Source organism: Stenotrophomonas sp. Steno-Z1 (genome assembly GCF_056393175.1).
In genome coordinates, this window is the sequence record NZ_JBWJPB010000001.1 from 1,411,697 (window position 1) to 1,430,720 (window position 19,024).

Annotated in this window: 22 protein-coding genes; 1 reads left to right on the forward strand and 21 read right to left on the reverse strand. The window is 66.9% G+C overall.

The window, feature by feature from the left end; genetic code table 11:
- The 16 genes from AC06FD_RS06260 to proP form a co-directional block, all read right to left on the reverse strand.
- Nucleotides 1-339 (reverse strand): type II toxin-antitoxin system prevent-host-death family antitoxin, encoded by a 339-nt coding sequence (locus tag AC06FD_RS06260; protein WP_478077305.1) that lies wholly within the window; start codon nt 337-339, stop codon nt 1-3.
- A 141-nt stretch (nt 340-480) separates the two neighbouring features.
- Nucleotides 481-2,823: a GH92 family glycosyl hydrolase gene (locus tag AC06FD_RS06265; protein WP_478077306.1), complete on the reverse strand. Its 2,343-nt coding sequence runs from the start codon at nt 2,821-2,823 to the stop codon at nt 481-483.
- A gap of 252 nt (nt 2,824-3,075) precedes the next feature.
- A complete protein-coding gene (locus tag AC06FD_RS06270; RefSeq protein WP_259202643.1) occupies nt 3,076-3,321 on the reverse strand; it encodes a hypothetical protein in 246 nt (81 codons plus the stop codon).
- 175 nt (nt 3,322-3,496) lie between these two features.
- Nucleotides 3,497-4,480: a hypothetical protein gene (locus AC06FD_RS06275; protein ID WP_478077307.1), complete on the reverse strand. Its 984-nt coding sequence runs from the start codon at nt 4,478-4,480 to the stop codon at nt 3,497-3,499.
- Between the two features lie 81 nt (nt 4,481-4,561).
- The gene (locus AC06FD_RS06280) at nt 4,562-5,329 is read right to left on the reverse strand and encodes a fimbrial protein (protein ID WP_478077308.1); all 768 of its coding nucleotides are present in this window, start codon (nt 5,327-5,329) and stop codon (nt 4,562-4,564) included.
- 197 nt (nt 5,330-5,526) lie between these two features.
- Nucleotides 5,527-6,267, reverse strand: coding sequence for a fimbrial biogenesis chaperone (locus AC06FD_RS06285; RefSeq protein ID WP_478077309.1), 741 nt, complete (start codon nt 6,265-6,267; stop codon nt 5,527-5,529).
- Nucleotides 6,268-6,346: 79 nt separating this feature from the next.
- Nucleotides 6,347-6,865 carry a fimbrial protein gene (locus AC06FD_RS06290; RefSeq protein WP_478077310.1) on the reverse strand — a complete coding sequence of 173 codons (519 nt, stop codon included), beginning with the start codon at nt 6,863-6,865 and terminating at the stop codon, nt 6,347-6,349.
- 91 nt (nt 6,866-6,956) lie between these two features.
- Nucleotides 6,957-7,493, reverse strand: a complete 537-nt coding sequence (locus AC06FD_RS06295) for a fimbrial protein (RefSeq protein ID WP_259202637.1) — start codon at nt 7,491-7,493, stop codon at nt 6,957-6,959.
- Entirely contained in the window at nt 7,490-8,014 is a 525-nt protein-coding gene (locus AC06FD_RS06300; protein ID WP_478077311.1) for a fimbrial protein, read from the reverse strand. Before AC06FD_RS06300 ends, AC06FD_RS06295 begins: the two co-directional genes overlap by 4 nt.
- Before the next feature lie 8 nt (nt 8,015-8,022).
- On the reverse strand, nt 8,023-8,562 hold the full coding sequence (locus AC06FD_RS06305; RefSeq protein ID WP_478077312.1) for a fimbrial protein: 540 nt from the start codon (nt 8,560-8,562) through the stop codon (nt 8,023-8,025).
- Between the two features lie 8 nt (nt 8,563-8,570).
- Entirely contained in the window at nt 8,571-9,119 is a 549-nt protein-coding gene (locus AC06FD_RS06310) for a fimbrial protein (RefSeq protein ID WP_478077313.1), read from the reverse strand.
- Nucleotides 9,116-9,643, reverse strand: a complete 528-nt coding sequence (locus AC06FD_RS06315; protein ID WP_478077314.1) for a fimbrial protein — start codon at nt 9,641-9,643, stop codon at nt 9,116-9,118. The genes AC06FD_RS06310 and AC06FD_RS06315 overlap by 4 nt, the downstream gene beginning before the upstream one ends.
- Before the next feature lie 12 nt (nt 9,644-9,655).
- Complete coding sequence (locus AC06FD_RS06320) at nt 9,656-10,207, reverse strand: fimbrial protein (RefSeq protein WP_478077315.1); 552 nt, start codon at nt 10,205-10,207, stop codon at nt 9,656-9,658.
- A 2-nt stretch (nt 10,208-10,209) separates the two neighbouring features.
- Nucleotides 10,210-12,825 (reverse strand): fimbria/pilus outer membrane usher protein, encoded by a 2,616-nt coding sequence (locus AC06FD_RS06325; protein WP_478077316.1) that lies wholly within the window; start codon nt 12,823-12,825, stop codon nt 10,210-10,212.
- 268 nt (nt 12,826-13,093) lie between these two features.
- Complete coding sequence (locus AC06FD_RS06330; protein WP_478077317.1) at nt 13,094-13,696, reverse strand: hypothetical protein; 603 nt, start codon at nt 13,694-13,696, stop codon at nt 13,094-13,096.
- An 87-nt stretch (nt 13,697-13,783) separates the two neighbouring features.
- Entirely contained in the window at nt 13,784-15,271 is a 1,488-nt protein-coding gene (gene proP, locus AC06FD_RS06335; protein WP_478077318.1) for a glycine betaine/L-proline transporter ProP, read from the reverse strand.
- A 382-nt stretch (nt 15,272-15,653) separates the two neighbouring features.
- Here proP and AC06FD_RS06340 point away from each other — a divergent pair, with 382 nt between their 5' ends.
- A complete protein-coding gene (locus AC06FD_RS06340) occupies nt 15,654-16,184 on the forward strand; it encodes a hypothetical protein (RefSeq protein WP_478077319.1) in 531 nt (176 codons plus the stop codon).
- A gap of 188 nt (nt 16,185-16,372) precedes the next feature.
- Here the strand turns inward: AC06FD_RS06340 and AC06FD_RS06345 are convergent, their stop codons facing one another.
- The 5 genes from AC06FD_RS06345 to AC06FD_RS06365 form a co-directional block, all read right to left on the reverse strand.
- On the reverse strand, nt 16,373-16,831 hold the full coding sequence (locus AC06FD_RS06345; protein WP_478077320.1) for a pilin: 459 nt from the start codon (nt 16,829-16,831) through the stop codon (nt 16,373-16,375).
- Nucleotides 16,832-16,975: 144 nt separating this feature from the next.
- Nucleotides 16,976-17,338 carry a hypothetical protein gene (locus AC06FD_RS06350; protein ID WP_478077321.1) on the reverse strand — a complete coding sequence of 121 codons (363 nt, stop codon included), beginning with the start codon at nt 17,336-17,338 and terminating at the stop codon, nt 16,976-16,978.
- A 48-nt stretch (nt 17,339-17,386) separates the two neighbouring features.
- A complete protein-coding gene (locus tag AC06FD_RS06355) occupies nt 17,387-17,782 on the reverse strand; it encodes a roadblock/LC7 domain-containing protein (RefSeq protein ID WP_478077322.1) in 396 nt (131 codons plus the stop codon).
- Nucleotide 17,783: 1 nt separating this feature from the next.
- Nucleotides 17,784-18,329: a GTP-binding protein gene (locus AC06FD_RS06360; protein WP_478077323.1), complete on the reverse strand. Its 546-nt coding sequence runs from the start codon at nt 18,327-18,329 to the stop codon at nt 17,784-17,786.
- Nucleotides 18,330-18,332: 3 nt separating this feature from the next.
- Nucleotides 18,333-19,016, reverse strand: coding sequence for a hypothetical protein (locus AC06FD_RS06365; protein WP_394161930.1), 684 nt, complete (start codon nt 19,014-19,016; stop codon nt 18,333-18,335).
- Nucleotides 19,017-19,024 lie beyond the last annotated feature (8 nt).

Here is a 19,024-nt window from a genome sequence, read left to right on the forward strand (position 1 = left end):
TCAGAGCGACTTGCCGGGGGTGATCTTGCCGCGATGGATCGGCTTGCCCAGCACCTTGCCGAGCCCGCCATCACGATTGAGCCCGATCAGTTGCGCGTCGAACTCGGCGCGCAGGCGCTCCAGCGTACCGCCTCGCGCGTCGCCCGCCGCCCCGGCGGCCCTGGCCAGCAGTTCCTGGTAGGCCTTGATGTCCACGATCACCGCTTCGGGGTGGTTGTGGTTGGTGATCACCAGAGCCTGCTTCTCGCGCACGGTGCGCATCAGGCTCGGCCAGCCACGGGTTTTCACCGATGACGCGGTGGCCTTCTCAAGGCCGGGCAGATCCAGTGGCAGGGTCATGGCGCGCTCCAGCGCGAAGAGGTGGGGACATAATACCCCTTTTGGGTAAATTGGGAATAAATACCCCGTGCCCCCGCCCCACGGCCGCCGGTGGGGCGGGCCCGTGATGGCCAACCCCGGTCCGGCAGAGGTGCGCCCGCCTCAGCGCGACATCGAGTAGGGCACCTCGGCCCCCTGTCCCGGCCATGCCCGGTTCGGCTCGGCCTGCAGGGTGAAGCGCAGCTCGCCGCCGGCCAGGATCTCGGCATGGCGCAGGAACGTGCGCTGCAACGGCTGCCCATTGAGGGTGACCGTGCCGACGTAGTCATGCCCCTTGCCCATGCCCTCGGTGATGACCGTGAAGGTCTTGCCGTTGGGCAGGTGCAGCGTGGCCCTGGGCAGGAACGGCCGGCCGATGATGTATTCGCCACTGCCCGGCGCGACCGGGTAGAAGCCCAGCGCGGTGAAGACGTACCAGGCCGACATCTGGCCCAGGTCGTCGTTGCCGGCCAGGCCGTCGGGACGGTCGGCGTACTGGGTGTCCATGATCTGCTTCAGCCGGGCCTGGGTGCGCCACGGCTGGCCGGCGTAGGCGTACAGGTAGGCGACGTGGTGGCTGGGCTCATTGCCGTGCGCGTACCAGCCGATCAGGCCGGTGATGTCTTCCATGTGTTCGAAGATCGACGGGTCGACCTTGGCATCGAACACCTGGTCCAGGCGCGCCAGCAGCGTGTCGCTGCCACCGTGTGCGGCGGCCAGCCCGGCCACGTCCTGCGGCACGTACCACGAGTACTGCCACGCGTTGCCTTCGGTGTAGTCGGTGCCGTACCCGCTGGCCGACGGATCGAACGGCTCGCGGAAGCTGCCATCGCGCTTGCGGGCACGCATGAAACCGGTGCCCGCGTCGAAGGCATGGCGCCAGTTGCCGGCGCGCGTATCGAAGGTGGCCTGCACGTCCTTGCGGCCCATCGCTTCGGCCATGCGCGCGATGGTCCAGTCATCGAAAGCGTACTCGAGCGTCTTGCTCGCGGCCTCGCCTTCCTCGTCGATCGGCACCCAGCCCAGCTCGCGGTACTGCGCGATGCCATCGTAGGGGCCGTAGTTGGCGGTGGCGACCATCGCATCCAGCGCCTTGTCCGCATCGAAACCGCGGATGCCCTTGACGTAGGCGTCGGCGATCACCGGCACGGCATGGTAGCCGATCATGCACCACGTCTCCTGCCCGTGGAACGCCCAGACCGGCAACATGCCGTAGGCGCTGTGCTGCTGGTGGGCGATCAGCGAATTGATGAAGTCGCTGTTGCGTTTTTCCGGCTGCACCAGGGTGAGCAGCGGATGCAGCGCCCGGTAGGTATCCCACAGCGAGAACGTCGAGTAGTTCGTATAGCCTTCGGCCTGGTGGACCGCATTGTCCGAGCCGCGGTACTGACCGTCGGCATCCATGAACAGCGTCGGGCCGAGCATGCTGTGGTACAGCGCGGTGTAGGCGCTGCGGCGGTCATGCGCGGGCGCGTCGATCTCCACCGCCGACAGCGCCTGGGTCCACTGCTGTTTTGCCTCGGCACGGACGCGATCGAAATCCTGGTCCCTGGCCTCGGCGTCGAGGTTGGCGATGGCACCGGCCTCGCTCACCGAGGAGATCGCCACGGTGACCACCAGCGGCGCGTCCAGCACGCCAAAATCGAACGTGCCCACCAGTTGCCGCCCTTCGATCTGCGGGCGCTGGCCGGGATCGTTCTGCCCCGGCGGCGGGAAGCCCTTGTAGGCGATGTCGGTCTCGGTGTTGTGCAGCGCGTGCGCGGTCAGCGGACGCGAAAAACGCATCGCGAAATACAGCTGCCGCCCCGGTGCCCAGCCGCGGGTTTCGCGGAAGCCGGTGACCGTGCCATCCGGCTGCAGGCGCAACCGCGACCAGGAAATCTTGCCCGGGTAGTCGTACAGGCTGGTGCGCAGGTCCAGCAGCACGCGCGCCTTCTCGCCGCGCGGATAGGTGTAACGATGCACGCCCGTGCGCGCGCTGGCGGTGAGCTCGGCGCGCACCTTGTAGTCGTCCAGGGTAACCGCGTAGTAGCCGGGCTCGGCCGTTTCGTTGTCGTGGTGGAAACGCGAGGCGTAGCCGCTGCGCGGCGTGTCCGGATCGCCGCGGTCCAGGCCGGGGTCGCCGGTAAACGGCATCACCAGCACATCGCCCAGGTCCGAATGGCCGCTGCCGGAGAAATGCGTATGCGAGAAGCCGACAATGCTGCTGTCGTCGTAGCGGTAACCGGCGGCCCAGCCGTACGCCTTCTCGCGCGGCTGGATGCGCGTATCCGGGCTGAGCTGCACCATGCCAAAGGGGACCGTGGCGCCGGGATAGGTATGCCCTTCCCCGCCGGTGCCGATGAAGGGATCGACAGCGGCGTAAGCGCGCTCCCCGACCTTGGCCGGTGCGGCGGTGGCCATGCCCGCCACCAACATCGCCCCTACCGCGAGCCCCAACCACTGCACCGTCCCTTTCTTTGTCATGGCGTCGAATTTAGATCGATTCAGGTGATATCGATCCTAGCACCGTCGCGGCGACGCCGCATGTTGCGGTGCGGGTGCCCCGGCGCCGGACTATCCGGCCGGCGCCATGGCTGCGCAGTGGGTGATGCACTGACCACCCCTGCATGCTCATTCCTCAGCGCCCCCTCTTCGTCCCCGCCGCGGTACGCCGATGCACGGTGTCGTCGACATTGCATGGACAGCTGTCCTTCCCGCTCGGCGGACGCTGAGCCGCTAGGCCAGTTCCACGGTCATCCGGGTCAGTGACTGCCCGAGCAGATGCAACCGGATCTGGTCCAGGCTGGTGAAGTAGCACGCCCTGTCCGCGCCGGCCAGCCGATAGATACCGCGCTTGCCACCGAGCAGGACGAATTTTTCCTGGTCCACCAGGTACTGGGCGACCGGCGGCACACCCTGAGCCTTGAGCCCATCGATGTCGATGGGTTCAAGGGCCTCCAGATCATGTAGTGCTGTGGTCATGGGAAGCAACGTCTCGTAGGGAAGGTCAGGTTAGCCGCGGCGCAGGCAGCATCGCGTGGAATCATCGTGAGGACGGCGCGAGTGCGGCCGCTACGCCCGATGACCCATCCTGCACGACACCCGCCCGCACGTCCCTACAACGATTACGAAACGCAGCAGAACGTGGCTCCGACGGCTACGGGTAGTCCATCGTCAGCGTCACCGCGCTCCCGATCGTGCCGGGGGAGATGGCGCCGGTACGGATGTAACGCACCGCCAGATCGGGCGCTGGGAACGTGCCGGTCGGGGTCTTTGTCTGGGTCCAGCTTGCGCCCATGTTCTGCACCGCGTAGCTGCCGCCCGCAGGTCTGCGCAGCAGTTGCAGACGCACGCCGGCGCTGGTGGTGCTGCCCGGGATCGGCGTGAGCTGGTTGGAGGTGTTGCCGGTCGCCTGCGCGTCCTTCAAGGTGAAGCGGATCGGTACGCTGGACATGTTGCCGTTGGCGCAGGTCATGGGCACGGCAAACCCTGCGTTCCCTGCCGCCGTGCTGCCTACCGCGGGCAGATCGGCCGCGCGGAGGACGGCCAGCCGCGGCGCGATGTCGCTCAACTGGCACGTTGCTGGCTGGGCGGGATAATAAAGTCGGTTGATAAAGGTGTCGTTGCCTTCCACAAGCGGGCAGCCAAAGCTACCAGCAACTGCTGCGTGTCCGCAGATCGACACGAAAACATGCGGCACGCTCCCCGATTGCACCAGGCTTGCCGTGCTGCGTCGGATCACCTCATAGGTGATCGGCCAGCTTCCAGACGCGGGCGGGTTCAACATCTTGAAACGCTCGCTGGTGATCAGCGTGCCGTTGAAACGAATCCTCACCCCCAGGCCCGGCGCGTTTCTCGAGTCGTAGAACGCGGAGGTCGCGGCATCGTAGTTCGAGCCGAACACCCAGAGATAGATGATGTTGTTGGTCGGGTGGCACCCCGAAAAATTGAAGTTGGTGGCCGTGGTCAGGCTCAGGCGCCCTCCCACGGCGGGGAGCGCAACATTCGCGGGTGCCGTGTACTCACGGTACTGCCGGTTGGTTCCCTGGCAGGCGAAGGCCGAGCTGGTGACGAGCAGAGCCAGCACCACGACGACGATAGATGCCGCGCCGCGCCGGACCCCTGAAGGAGTGAAGTTCATGATGGGTGCATCTCACAGTGTCAAAAAGGGCGGGCGCGAACCAGGGCGCGCTGGCATGGACTGAGCGGCCAACGCCACGCATCAGCGGTAGTCGATCGTCAGGGTGGCCTGGCTGCGGATCGTGCCGGGCGTGATCGCACCGGTACGGATGTAACGCGCTGCCAGATCCACCGCGCTGGTACCGGTGCCGCGGTACGCCGACTGGTCCCAACTGCTGCCCATGTTCTGCAGCACGTAGGTACCGGACGCATCCTTGCGCAGAAGCTGCAGCTTGACCCCGGCAGAGGTGGTGCCTGCGGCGATGGTCGTCAGCTGGTTGGAGGTATTGCCCGTGGCATTGGCATCGCGCAGCGTGAATCTCAACGGCGTCTCACGGGCGTTGTAAGGATTGTCGACGCACGTTACCGGCATGCTGAAGCCGGCGTTGGCGCTGGTGGTTGAGTTGACCGACGGCAGCGATGCTGCGCGGGCCGGTGCTAGCAGCGGCGCCGCATTGGCGACCGTGCAGGTGCTCAAGGCACCATTCGTGGTTGTTGTAAGCAAAACATAGGGTTTATTCGGTACTGGGTAGGCGGTCCCATCGGCCGCAGACCACATATACAGCTCTAGCGGATTGGCGCTTTGGCCGAAGCCGGTGCCTGCGCGCCGCGTCAACTTTGTAGTGATATAGAGAGTGGTGTTGTTTCTGGTTGTGATCTGGCTCATGGCTTGTACAACCGGAAACTGCGTGCCAGTGAGTGGGCCGACAGTCAGCTTCAACCCTACCGCCGGCGTATTGATGTGCCACCATTCGGTAGTAGCGGCGTCGTAACGCCAACCCGACGACCAACCGATCGCGAAATAGACCACGTTGTTGCTACACGGGGTATTGCCAGACTGCGTGCTGTAAGTCCTGTTCGCGCCAGTCGCCCATACGCCGCCGATCGGTGAGCTATTTGCTGTCGGCCCGATCGTCTGGGCTTGGGTTCCCGCGTTGGCCGGCCTGCACGCCCAAGCAGAGAACGTGCATTGGAGCAACGCCATCACCATCCACAACGATATGCGAATCATGGGATGAGCGTCGCGGTCGCAGGCAGATGCCCGCCGAAGTCATCGATCCAGTCGAACTGCACCGCAGTACCGGCCAACGGGGCCTTGTCCAGCACCATGCGCGACGTTGCACCGGGCGCGATCATCGCCGGCTCCCTCGCGCTTGCCCCGCCCACCGAGGCAGCGGCCAGCGACACGTGATAGCGGCTCGGGTTGTGTACCTCCAGGTACGCTCCGTCAGCATCCCTGCCCTGCTTCCACGTGAGGCGGGCGGGCGCCTCGCGCGACTTGCCTTCCAGACCCTCGGGCCGGTAGAACAGCTTGATCCGGCTGCGCACCGCCAGCTGGAGCAGGTTCTCGTCCGGGCCGGCGTCGCGCCGCGGCGGGATTTCCAGCACGTTGAAGTAGAACACCGACTCGCGGTCCACCGGCAGCCCAGGCATGCCCTGCGGGGTGTGCAGCAGACGCAGCGACTGTCCCTGGCGCGGCTCGATCCGGGCCAGCGGCGGGGTCAACACGAACGGCACCCGGATCTCGCTGGCCTTTGCGTCTGCGTCACCGGCGTCGATCCAGGCCTGGATCATGGCCGGGGCGTCGTCCTGGTTGTTGAGCTGGATGGTGCGGTCTTTGTCTTTGGCATCGAAAATGATGCGCGTGCCGACGATGACCACGCCGGCGTGCGCGGCGGGGAGCATGCCGATGCCCGTGGCGGCCAGCAGGGCGCAGGCCAGCAGGTGGCGAAGGGAAGAAAGGCGCATGAGGTAACTCCGGTAGACCCGGCGACGCCGGGCTGCCCTGCACCGGGGCACGCTTGCGCGGCCCCGCTGCGACAGGCGGTCAGGGATACGCCACCACGAAGGTCGCGTTGGATTTGGCGGTACCAGCACCCGCCGGGCCGCCGACGGCGACATACACCGCGGTGTAGTCCAGCACCACCGCGCCGGTCTTGATCGGCACGAACGAGTCCGCGGTGGCCAGGCCGTTGATCACCTGGCGGGTGCCTGCGGCGTTGTCGATGGCGATCTGCACATTCGTGGCGCTGCTGGCGGCCGTGGTGCGCAGGTTGCCGGTGACGCTGTCACCGAGCGTCAGGCTTTCGAAACGCAAGGCGACCGTCCCGGTGGGAGTGGCGCCGGGACACTCCAGAGTAATCGGCATCGCGCTGCGACCGGTTTCCTTGCCGGCCGCGCTGAGGTCGGCCACATCCAGCTTGCCGAACTTCACATCGATCTTGGTGGCGGCGGCGATGGTGCAGGTGCTGGTCAGCAGTTCACCGTCGAAATCGATGGTGTTGGCCGAGGCCAGGCCCGGCAGCAGCAGCGTGGCCAGCAGCAGGCGGGTGAGGGAAGGTTTCATGGGCGGTTCCTTTTACAGTGGGCTTGTTACAGTGGGCTTGAGAACATGCGCTGGTCCGGCCCGCTCAAGCGACAGGCTGGCGCCCTGGGGCTCAGTCGTAGGTCACGACCACCGTGCCGGCGCTCTTGAAACTGCCGTGCTGGAGGGGCGTGCCGTTGTGTCGGTAGAAGTAGCTGCGGCCGTGATAAGTCGCCGCACTTCCGGTGACGGTCAGGCTGGCGTGGTGGCCATCGGCGGGCATCACCGCGTCCGTGCGGTCATCGACCAGGTGCAGGCTCACGCCGGTGGCACTGCCGGTGTTGGCGTACTGGGGCTGGCCCGGCGCATGGGGTGGGCCGGCGAAGACCAGCGATACGCGCCGCACCCCCCGGCAATTGACCAGGCGAAACTCCCAGTCAAGCTCCGTGGCCAGGACCACGCCATTGGCCGCGCCAACCACATGCAGTTGCACCTTCGGCAATTCCACGCGCTTGGCCTGGTCTTCGGCGTGCACATCACATGTGCCCGGGCGCACGCTGCCAGACAGGTCCACCACCGCGCCAGCGGATGCCGCCCACGGCGAGACCATCAGGCACAGCGCCATGCCGATGCGGCACGGCCCTGATGCGCTGGCGGGTGCGCGCTTCATTCGTAATCGACCGTCACGGTGAACGTGCTGGCGATGTCACCGGCGGTCACTTCCCCGCTGCCGACCTTGCTGTATTGCGCGCACAGGGCTTCGGTGTGCGTGCCGCTGAACGCCCGGGTGAGCGTGCTGCCCGGTGCCACCGTGATGCCGGTCGCCGAACAGGCGCCGCTCTGCAACCAGATCCCCGTATTCGGCGCTGCGCCGGTGGTCAAGGTATTGCGGAACCGGTTGGCGTCCGGCGCAGGCGCGGCGTCGGCCGCCGTACCAAAGGTCAACCGTGCGCCCTTCACGCCGCTGCACGCGGTCAGTTCCAGCGAAAACGGGGTGTAGCTGTCGACGACGCCGCCGCCGGCGGTGGCCGGGAACTTCTCGGCACCGACCGGTGGCATCGTGTGGGACGGGTTGTTCACCGTGCACGTACCGGGGCGAACGGTGCCGGTCAGGCTGATGTTCTGGGCATGGGCCGGGGCCAGCCCGAGCGATGACAGGACAATGAAAGTACAGACAGCGAAACGCATCATGGAAGGCCTCATCGGTAGGTGATGGTGACGGTGAAACTGGTGGACAGCGGGCCCATGGTCACCAGGCCGCCGGCGACCTTTGCGTACTGCGCACACAACGGCAGGTTGTACGTGGCGGTGGTGAAGGCACGACTGAGGGAGGCGCCCGGCGCGACAGTGTTCCCGCTGGCGCACCCCGCCCCTTCCCGTATCCAGTACCCGGTAAAGGGCGCCCCATTGGTCGCCTTGTTCCTGAAGACGTTCGCCTGCTGCGGGCTGGCATCGCCGGCCACACCGATCTGGAACGTCGCACCGGTGACCCCGGCGCAGGCAGTCAGTGCGATGTCGAAATTGGTGTAGCTGGCGACCGCGCCCGCGGTGGCGCTCGCCGATTGAGGAAACACGTTGGCGCCCACGACAGGGAGGTTCTTGGTCACCGCCGCAGCGGTGCACGTGCCTGCCTGCACGGTGCCGTTGAGGTCGATCCGCGCAGTGGAGATCGTCTGTGCAACTGCGGGTGCCGGAAGCACAAGGAGCAGACCGGCGCAGAGCGCAATGAGAAGATTCATTGTCTGGCTCATCGATAGGTAACCGTGACGGTGAAGGTCGTGCTCAAGCCACCCCGGCTGACGACACCGCTTGGCAGTTTGTAGTACAGCGCACACAGGGGAAGCGAAAACGAAGCGCCGCTGAAGGCGCGACTCACCGACGCGCCCGGCCGCACCGAATTTCCGGTACTGCAGGCGTTGGTATCGCGCAGGCGAATGGCAGTGTTCGGCGCCGGGTTGGCGGCCTTGTTGCGGTAGAACTCCGCATTGGTGGCATCGGCATCGGCGGCCGTGCCGAACACGAACGTCGCGCCCGTCACGCCGCTGCACGCGCTGAGCGTCAGGTCCACCGGCGTATGGCTCTCGCTGACGCCGCCGGCCCACGTCGGGCTCGGGTTAAACACGTTCGCGCCCAGCGTCGGCATCACCTTGCTCACCGCCGCCACCGTGCAGGTGCCCGGCCCGATGCTGCCATTCAACGTGACATTGGCGGTGCCGACATTCTGGGCACGGGCCGGTGCCACGCCGCCCAGCAGCACTGCCGTCAGAAGCAGAAGCGATCGCATCAACGTGCTCATCGGTAGGTAATCGTCACGGTGAAATCGGTGCTGATGGCGCCCTGGGTCACCAGGCCACCGCGGTGCTTGTGGTACTGCGCGCACAACGCCAGGTCGTACTCCGGCGTGTTGAAATCCCGCGAGATCGTCCCGCCCGGTGTGATCGTGGTCCCCGAGGCGCACGTGCCGGCCTTCAGCCAGATCGAGGTGAACGGCGCCGCGTCCACCGCCTTGTTGCGGAATGCGTTGGTATGCGTCGGCTCGGCGTCGGCCGCCGTGCCCATCGCGAAGGACGCCCCCACCACGCCGGCGCAGCGCGTCAGCGCCAGTGCGAACGCCGTATAGCTGGACGGCACCCCGGCCGTGCCGGAGGCATTCTGCGAGAAGACATTGGCGGCCACCTCCGGCATGGTCCTGGCCACCGAGCTCGCGGCGCAGGTGCCGGCCTCGATCTGCCCGCCCATCGCCACGCTCGCGGTGGGCCCGGTCTGCGCCCCGGCAGCCACCGGCAAGGCCAGGGCGAACAGCAGCAGGGTTGGACGCATCGTCGCCATGGCTCAGCGGAATGTCACGGTCAGGGTGAAGGTGGTGCTGATCGCGCCCTTGCTTACCAGGCCGCCCGCGAGCTTGTAGTACTGCGCGCACAGCGGCACGTTGTGGGTGGCGGTAGCAAACGTGCGCGTCAAGGTCTTGCCCGGGGTGACGGTGGCGCCGGTGGTGCAGTTGGTTTCCTTCAGCAGCACCCCGGTGTTGGGCGCGGCATTGGACGCCGCCTTGTTCTTGAACGCATCGGTCTGGCCGGTCGCGGCATCGGCGGTGGCGCCAAAGGTGATCGTGGCACCGGTCACCCCGCTGCAACCGGTCAGCGCGAGATTGAACGTGTCGTAACTCGGCACGGCACCGCCCACGGTAGCCGCCGCGTTCGGGAAGTCGCTGGCCGATGCCGTCGGCATGGTGCGGTTCACTGCGCCAATGGCACACGTGCCGGCCTCGATCTGGCCGGTCAAGGCGAAGTTCGCGGTGGCGCGCTGCTGCGCCGCGGCCGGTGCGGCAGTGGCTGCCAGGGCGAGGAGTGCGGTGCACGCGAGCGCTGCGCGTGAAGGCGTCATGGTCATGGAGCACCTGTCGAAGAGGTAGAGGGAATCGGTGCAGGCCGCAATGCGGCCTGCTCGGTGGAAGGCGAGGCGGCCGGCGCGCGCTCGGTGGGCGGCGCGGCGTCATCTTCGGCAACGCTGTCCGTGTCGTGGCAGACCGACTCGGCCCAGCGCTGACCGCGCTCCCTGCGCACCTCGGCCTGACTGAACTGCATGGCGCAGTGCACCGTTGCACCGGTGCCAACGGTCAGCCAGCCATTGATCGGCGCGTGCAGGTGCACAATGCCGCCCTGCCCGACCACGCCGACGACCGCGCCTTCCGTGTCGTACACCTGGCTGCCGAAGTGGCTCAGCGCAGTGCCGTCGGGATGGGTGACATAGGCGAACGCGGCATGCTGTTGCTGCGTCTGGAAATCCAGCGCCACCGCGGCCCCGGCCGTCGGTGCCACGCGCCGGCTGTTCTGCAGCAGGCTGAGGTCCAGCGAGAGCCCATCGGCGGCCACGGTGACGTCGTTCCAGCGATAGGGGCTGAGCCCTGGCAGCAGCGCGTAGCCGTTGCGACCGACTTTCGAGCCGTTGATGCCAACGCGCGCGCCCTTGCCGCCGTCCACGCGTACGATGCCGAAGGTAGTGCCCAGCGACGGCCCGACGTTGATGCCGCCGCGATGCCAGACCACCGCGCCGGACGCACCGCCCACCAGCCGCTGGTCGTGTTCGCTGTACATGTAACCGGCACTGAGCCGGGCGACCGGCGTCTGCAGCTGGGCGCTCACATTGGCGGCCTGGCTGCCATCGGCCGCGCGCGAGACGCCTGCACCGTAATCCACCGGCAGCGCACCCGGTGCGCGCCCGCTCATGTTGACGTACTGGCTGGTGCCACCCTCCTGCTGGGCCAGCGACACGCTGACCGCGGCGGGCCGTTCCGCACGCCCCAGCAGCAGTTCGAACTGCGCCTGCACCTGGTCATCGCGGCGCCCGGTACTGGAACGCACCCGCATCGCGCTCAGGCTCCAGCTCACCCGCCGCCAGCTGCTCTGGACGCCGATCTGGTAGTCGGTCTGTGCCTGGGCGGCATTCCAGTAGCTCACATGGCTGGCGCGCACGAACGCGGACGAACGCGATCCCAGCCGCTGTGAGAAATCCAGTTGGATGCGGCGCTTGGCGCGTTGCAGGATGGCCTGGCCGGAATCGTCGCCGGGATGGGCGCGCCACTGCATCGCCTCGTCCAGGGTCACGAAATGGCGGCTGCTGTAGCGGTAGGTGGCAAGGCCGACATTGGTCCCGGTACTGGCGACGTTGCGCTGGTAGTTCACGCGGACACTGTTGCCGCGGCGCGCGCCGTGGCCGTCCAGGCTGACCTGCGAATGGGTGACATCGGCACCGAAGGCGCCGATCGAGGTGTTGATCGCCGCGCCGGTCAGCAGCGATTGATAGCCTTCCGTCGCCTGCGCGCCGGCCAGCAGGGTCAGCCAGTTGTTCATGCCACGCCCCCACGTGCCCTGTACGAACACGGGCTCGGTCAGGCCGTCGCGGGTGCCAAACGTGCGCCGCCGCCCTGCCGCCACGCTGTAGCGCGATACGCCCTGGCGCAGGGCCTGCGGCACGGCGGCGAAGTTCACCGTGAAGCGCTGCTCACTGCCATCGGCTTCGGTGACCACAACCTCCAGGTCGCCGCCGTAATTGGACGGGTACAGGTCATCGATCAGGAACGGCCCGGCCGCGACGCGGATCTCGTGGATCACATAGCCGCCCTGGCGCACGGTGACCGTCGCGGCCGAGCGCGCCATGCCGCGGATCACCGGCGCATACCCACGCAGGGCATCCGGCAGCATCTGCTCATCGCTGGACAGCAGCAGGCCGGTGAAGGCCATCCCGTCGAACAGCTCGCCGGTGGTCATCGACTGCCCAAGCAGCAGCTGGCTGCGCCAGCGCACGATGTCGCGCTGCAGGTAGGTGTGCCCCGCCTGATAGCCACTGTCGCCTTCGTGCAATCGCCAGGTGCCACGATGCCGCAGCCGCCAGGGGCCATGGTTGAAGCCGAAGGACAGGCCGGCGTACGCGGCGACGCCCTGGTCGGTACGCTGCGCGTTGACGTCGTAGTCGAGCATGCCGGCGGTCACGCCGCGGTCCCACTGGCTGGGATTGACGGTGCCGCGCGCCTGGGTGTCCATGGCCTGCTGCGGCACGCTCAGGTTCAAGCGCAGCGCGTGGGTATCAAAGTGTGCCTGCGCATGTTCCACACGGCGGGTCAGGGGCACGCAGCCGGCGTCATCTTCTTCCAGGTGCTCGGCTTTTACGCCGCCTTCGCGCAGCAGTGCCTGGGGCAGGCACGCCTGCGCACGCAGCGGGTCTGCACCGGCATGGAAGGTGATGCCGTGCCGGCCCAGAAACGCGTCGTTGAGATGCACGTCCAGGTCGTAATGCCCGGGCTCGACGGGATTGCCGTGCCGGAAGCGCTCCAGGTCCGCACCGGATGCCCCATCCATGAGGAAGTCGGCATTGAAGTCCAACTCCATCGGCGCGCCGCTGCCGCCGGCCCATGCAACTCCTTGCGAGCAGGCCGCCAGCGCCGCCGCCAGCGCGCTGATGCGCGCGCCGAGGCGACGCAGGCGCGCCGATGGCGGAAGGCGCACGGGGAGAGGGAAACGTAGAGAGGGCACAGGCTTGCCACCCGCGCAGGACGGGTGGGGGTCGGAGAGGAGCGTGCAGAATGCTGGCAGCCCACCCGGTGCACCATGCAACTAGTTTCAAATCGGGCAAACCGGATTCACGACGCCGACGAATGCTGGCGAGCATTCAGGATCGCGGCCCACCGATCCTCGAATCGGGCACCGGCTCCGGACGCGCGTCCATCCTGATCGGCGCGCCCTACCCTGCGGCACCACCGCCTACGGTGACGGACTAATCGCGCGCGACGCGCGTCAGTTGCCCCGGTGTCCAGCGATAGCGCCAGAGCTGCGGCCCCGGTGGCGGGCAGTCGCTGGCGCGCGGCTCACCGCCGGCGGTGGCGGCCGCGCGTTGGCAGGTGGGCGAATCAAGCCGACTCTCGAAGCGCACCCGAATCTCCCCACCCACCACCTCGAGCCCGGTGAGCTCGCCGGGGATATGCACCGACACATCATCGGCGTATCCCACCTCGCGGAGGATCGCGAACGTCCGGTCATCCGATGGCACGTTGCCGGGATACGGCGACTGTCCTCGCCGGTCCCCGGGTCGCAGCGCGGTCATCACCACCAGTTCGTTGGGTCGACTGCCGGTCGAGCCGGACGTGGTCGCGGTGTACGTATAGACGATGCCGCGGGTGCCCGCGCCGTCGAGGTCGGCCACCCGGATGTCGACCGGACGGTAATCGAACACGATGTCGTCGGGCGGGAGCATATCGAGCGTCGCCGCGACGGCACGCCGCGCGGCGTCCAATGTCGGCCGATCACCGGCCAGCACAGTCCCGGTGGCGGGCAAGGCAGCCAACAGGAGCAGAACGCGCCCCATCACAATCCGTGTCATGGTCCAGCTCCTGGTGAATTGGGCCCAGTATGCCCCAACGGCGGGCGCGTGGCCGACCGCCGCCATCCTGTCGGCCTGGCGCCCCGGTTACGCCGGCCGCGCCTCGTCCGGCACCGCCGCTTCAGGCAGCGTGGGCTGGGCGCTGTCCACGGTCATCGGCGCATCGCTGCGCAGCAGCGCACGCGCCTCGGCCTCGCTGGCCACCGCCGGCGGCGAGCCACGCAGCGGCATGCGCGCGGTCTCGTTGACGAACAGCATGGTGATCACCCCGATCACCGCCGCACCCATCAGGTAGTACGCCGGCACCAGCGGGTCGCCGGTACGCTCCACCAGCCACGCGGTGACCAGCGGCGTGGTGCCACCGAACAGCGACACCGACACGTTGAAGGCGATGGACAGCGCGCTGTAGCGCACCGGGGTGTAGAACAGCGCCGGCAGCGTGGACGGCATCGAGCTGGTGAAGCACACCAGGGCCAGCCCCAACAGCATCAGCCCCAGGAAGATCAGCCAGTCGTTGCCGGTGCCGATCAGCTTCAGGCACGGGATGGCCAGGGCGAACAGCGCGATGCACGCACCGATGATCATCGGGCGGCGGCCGAGCCTGTCACTGAACAGCCCGCCGACCACGTTGAGCGGCATCATCACCAGCATCACGATGATGATCAGCAGCAGCCCCTTGCTCTCGGCATAGCCCATGGTCACGCTCAGGTAGCTGGGCATGTAGGTCAGCAGCATGTAATCGGTGACGTTGAACACCAGCACCAGGCCCACGCACTTGAGCAGCTGCGGCCAGTGCACGCGGAACAACGCTCCCAGCCCGGGACGCGCGTGGTCGCGCTTTTCGGCTTCTTCGGCGTAGGCGCGGAACGCCGGGGTCTCCTCCAGCTTCATGCGCATGTACAGGCCAAGCAGCCCCAGCGGGCCCGCCACCAGGAACGGGATGCGCCAGCCCCAGTCCAGCATCTGCGTGCTGCTCAGCGCCATGTGCAGCGCAGTCACCGTGCCGGCGCCGGCGATGTAGCCGCCGAGCGTGCCGAACTCCAGCCAACTGCCCATCAGCCCGCGGTTGCGGTCGGTGGAGTACTCGGCGATGAAGGTGGCCGCGCCGCCGTATTCGCCGCCGGTGGAAAAGCCCTGCACCAGCCGCGCCAGCAGCAGCAACGCCGGCGCCCATAGGCCAATGCGGTCGTAGGAGGGAATCAGCCCGATGCTGAAGGTGCCCAGCGCCATCAGGATCATGGTGAAGGCCAGGACCTTCTGTCGTCCGTACTTGTCGCCCAGCGGACCGAACACCAGCCCACCCAACGGCCGCACCAGGAAGGCCACGGTAAACGTGGCGAACGTGGCGATCAGCTGTGCGGTGGGATTGCTGGAGGGAAAGAACACCTGCCCCAGGGTAACGGCGATATAGCCGTACACGCCGAAATCGAACCACTCCATCGCGTTGCCGAGCGCGGCGGCGCCCACGGCTTTTTTCAGCATCGGCCGGTCGACCACGGTGACTTCGTCCACCTGTACCTGGCGGCGGCGTTTGAACCAGCCGAAATGGGCATGTGCGGCGTGGCGGTCCTGCATGGGTGCTTTCTCCTGTAAGCATGGCCATCACCACGCCCGAGGTCCCGCGCACGGCACAGGAAAGAACCGCCTCCGAAAGAACGCGGCACGATGCGCGAAGAGGGGTGGCAACAGGCGATCCCGGACGGCCGCGTGGAATTCCACGGCGCTGCAGGAAGGATGACCGAGAGACGGCCAATGGCCCGAGGCAATGATCAAGCGCGCCATGATACTACACATCCAAAATGTGATCTTTATCGCACCTTCACGCCACCCGAGCGCAGCCCTTCAACGCATGCAAAAACAGCGGGAAATCGGGCAGAATTCGTCGGCCGCGGCGACGTGCTCACACGGAACGTGCGCCCGGCACACACAGCACGAACACCCAACCCATCGAGGCTTCATGTCCATCAAGACCACCACCCTGTGCGCCCTGCTCGGCCTGCTCGCGCCTGCGGCCGCCATCGCCCAGGACAGCACCGCATCCACGCTGTCGCGCCTGCTCGAATGCAAGCTCACCGCCGCCGAGGTCGCCGCGTTCACCGACCGCATCAACGCCGAGGACGTGCAGGACTTCGCCCACGCCGGCTCGGACGCCTCCGGTGATGCGGCCCTGAGCCTGTGGAAGAGCGATGCGCCCGTCACCGCCTGGGGCGAAACCTCCGACCTCGTGCACCTGTCCAGCACCACCGAGATGCTGCTTGCCTTCAAGGTCACCCCGGGCCAGGAACTTGCCCGCGGCAAGGCGATCGTGGACCGCATCGGCGGCATGGCGCCGCGCCCGGACCAGGCCGCCATGGAAGCGACCTACGGCTGGAAGGGAATGGACTACCGCAAGCCGCTCAGCGACAACCGCAACGTGCGCGTGCTGGTGGACCTGGGTTATTCGCCCGGCTGGGTGACGGTGGGCTGCGCGTACGGGGATATCCAGTAAGGCCGACGGCAGCCGAACGCGGTGCAGGAAGCGATTCCTGCCCCGCGGGGGTTCCACACGACGCATCATCGCCACGAGCGCAGGCCGAGCAGTGTCTGCATGGCGGCGGGGACACCCATGACCTGTTCCCCACGACCGACGGCATCTGCGGCTGCAACACGCGATGCCTTGACGCATCCGCATCGACGTCAACGACCTGTGCAGCCTCTTGGCGACCACAGTATGGGGTCGTGACCTACGCCGCCCGACCATCCAAATTCGGTAACGCAGCTCCAGGCCCCACCCCGGTATCTGAGTATCGCGGCCAAGTCTTCCTTGTAGCACGTAATAGTTGCCAGGACGGACGACGAACCCGGAGAGGAAGAGACTGAATAGATAATATCCGTGCAAATCGCGGACGGAGACACAAGCCCCCCATCCGTTGGGTCATTGGAGGACTCCATGCCCTCCATGATGCGAATCTCGGTGGGCTGCTTCGCGCGCGAAATCTCTGCGACCATCGCCGTCAACGCCGCGCGGCGGCGGAACGTCTCCCACGCCGGTACCGCGACCGCGGCGAGAATCGCGATGATGCCCACCACGACCATCAGTTCCAGCAATGTAAACCCGCGTGCAGCACGCCCCAGTGTCGTAGCGGAAGCCGTCACGTACTTTCTCCCATGTCCGGGCAGCCTGCGATATGCGTCAATCGCAGGCTGGCCCGCAATAAAATGCCCTGGCCGCCCAACCCTCGGGCGGCCAGGGTTGCCCTACCCCAACCCTGCGGCGCTGGGCGTGCGCAATGCCGCCGTTTACAGCGACAGCGAGCTTTCCACGTCCAGCACCATGCGCCGGGCCAGCGCCAGGTTGGACTTCTGACGGTCCAGCACGACGTAGAAGAACAGGCCCTTCTTGGCGGCCACCGGACGCAGCACGTGATACGCGCGGCCCAGCGTGATCAGCACGTCTTCGATGCTGTCGTTGAGCTTCAGCGCCTCGGCGGTCTTCATCTTGGCGCGCAGCACTTCGGTGTTGCCGGCCGCGGCCAGCTCCATGTCCACGCCCGAGCCCGCCTCGCCGAGCAGCATGCCGCTGTCGTAGTCGACCAGGGCCACCGCCTGCGCGCCGTTGATCTGCATCAGGGTATCCAGGCATTTGTTGATTGAGGTGTTCATTCGATTCTCTGAGTTGTTGTAAATGGGGGGATTCGACGGTGTGATCCGTCAGGTAGTGGAGGTTGCTGCGGTGGCGATGCCACGCACGCACCGCCTGGCATGCCACAGCACGGTGCCCATGACGCACGCGTCGTCGCAGGCGACCATCAGCAGGCTGGGCGGTTCGCCGGGAACGGCCAGCATCAGCACGCTGCCGCGTTCGGCATCGAGGATCAGCGTTTCCAGCGCACCGATCGCCAGCTCCCGTCCCAGCGCGGTAGCCAGTGCGAGCATCGAACTGGTCATCGCGGCCAGGCGGTCCACGGTGCCCGCCTGCCCGCCCCGCTGCGCCAGTGCGAAGCCATCCATGCTGGCCACCACCGCGCCGTGCACGCCGGTGACATCGGCTACCAGCGTGGTCAGATGGCGATCCACTGCCGGATGGGCCGCGTGATGTGGGCGCACGTCAGTCAATGGCCTGCACCAACGACTGGCATTCGATCTGACTCATCAGCACATCCATCAGCGTGAGCACCTGTTGCGGTTTGCGTGGGTCAACGGGAATGGCAGGCAGCAAAGGGGCCGTTGATCGCAACCAGTGCCCGCAGTCGCCTAGCTGCGACACGGAGAAGCTGTCCTGCTTGGTCAAACCGATGACCACCGGCAGAGAGGGGCTGTGGCCCGCAATGGCCTCGAGGTGGCTGATCGCCAGGGTGCGTGTGGCTTCGCTGGTGGCATCCACCAGCACGATCGCACCGCTGGCACCCTCCAGCAGGATCGGCCACAGGAACGCGAACCGCCGTTGGCCTGGTGTGCCATACAGACGCAGCCGATGACCACCCGGGAGGGGCATATCGCCGTAGTCCATGGCCACGGTGGTCGATGCCTTCAGTGCGGCCGGGTCGCTGTTGCGCACGTCGGTGTTGACCACTTGCCCGCCCGCGAGGGCCTGGACCAGCGTGGACTTGCCGGTACCCATCGGCCCAAGCACGACAATCTTGTATTCCTGCATGGCTTATTGGCTCCAGCGGGACCGTACATCGCGCCATAACGTGGCCAGCCGCCCCGCCTTGGGCGGAATCGTGGGCGCATCGGTCGCAAGAACAGGCAGGGCATACCCGCTGAGATAGGCGGCGTTGAAGAACGCCTGCACCTGGCTCTGCGGAAGATTCAAGGCATCGCACGCGTCCCGCACGGTCAGCCCCCGCTTGATCAGCAGCGCACAGATGCGGAAGTCATCGTGGCGATGGGCCAGCACGCGAAAGTCCGGCCAGCGGCGCAGCTGCAGACAGCTATCCGTGGACAATGGTGGCATCGGTGCGCTGCCGTCCAGCACGTTCAAACCGGTCTGCCACAACAACGGCCGCATCGGCGTAGTCCTGGTGTACCTGGACTGCATATCGAATGCGTCCCGGGCGAGGGGCTCCAGACTCAGCCGCCCCGGCCGGGTGCCCAGCGCAAGCTCCAGCTGCTTCAGGGCAATGCTTGCGGGTTCGGACACCATCACCAGGTTCTGCTCGATGTTCAACCAGCACAGTGCGTTCTCGTCGAGGACGACGGCGGCGCACTGCAGGTGAAGCTGGGGCACCTTTTCGGCCGCCAGGCGCTGGCGCAGCCGGTGCACGAACCCCAGTGGAGCGGGCACCGGTTCGGCGGCGCCCGGATCTGGCGTGAAAGGAATCTGGCGGAAGCGGGTCATGGGTACTG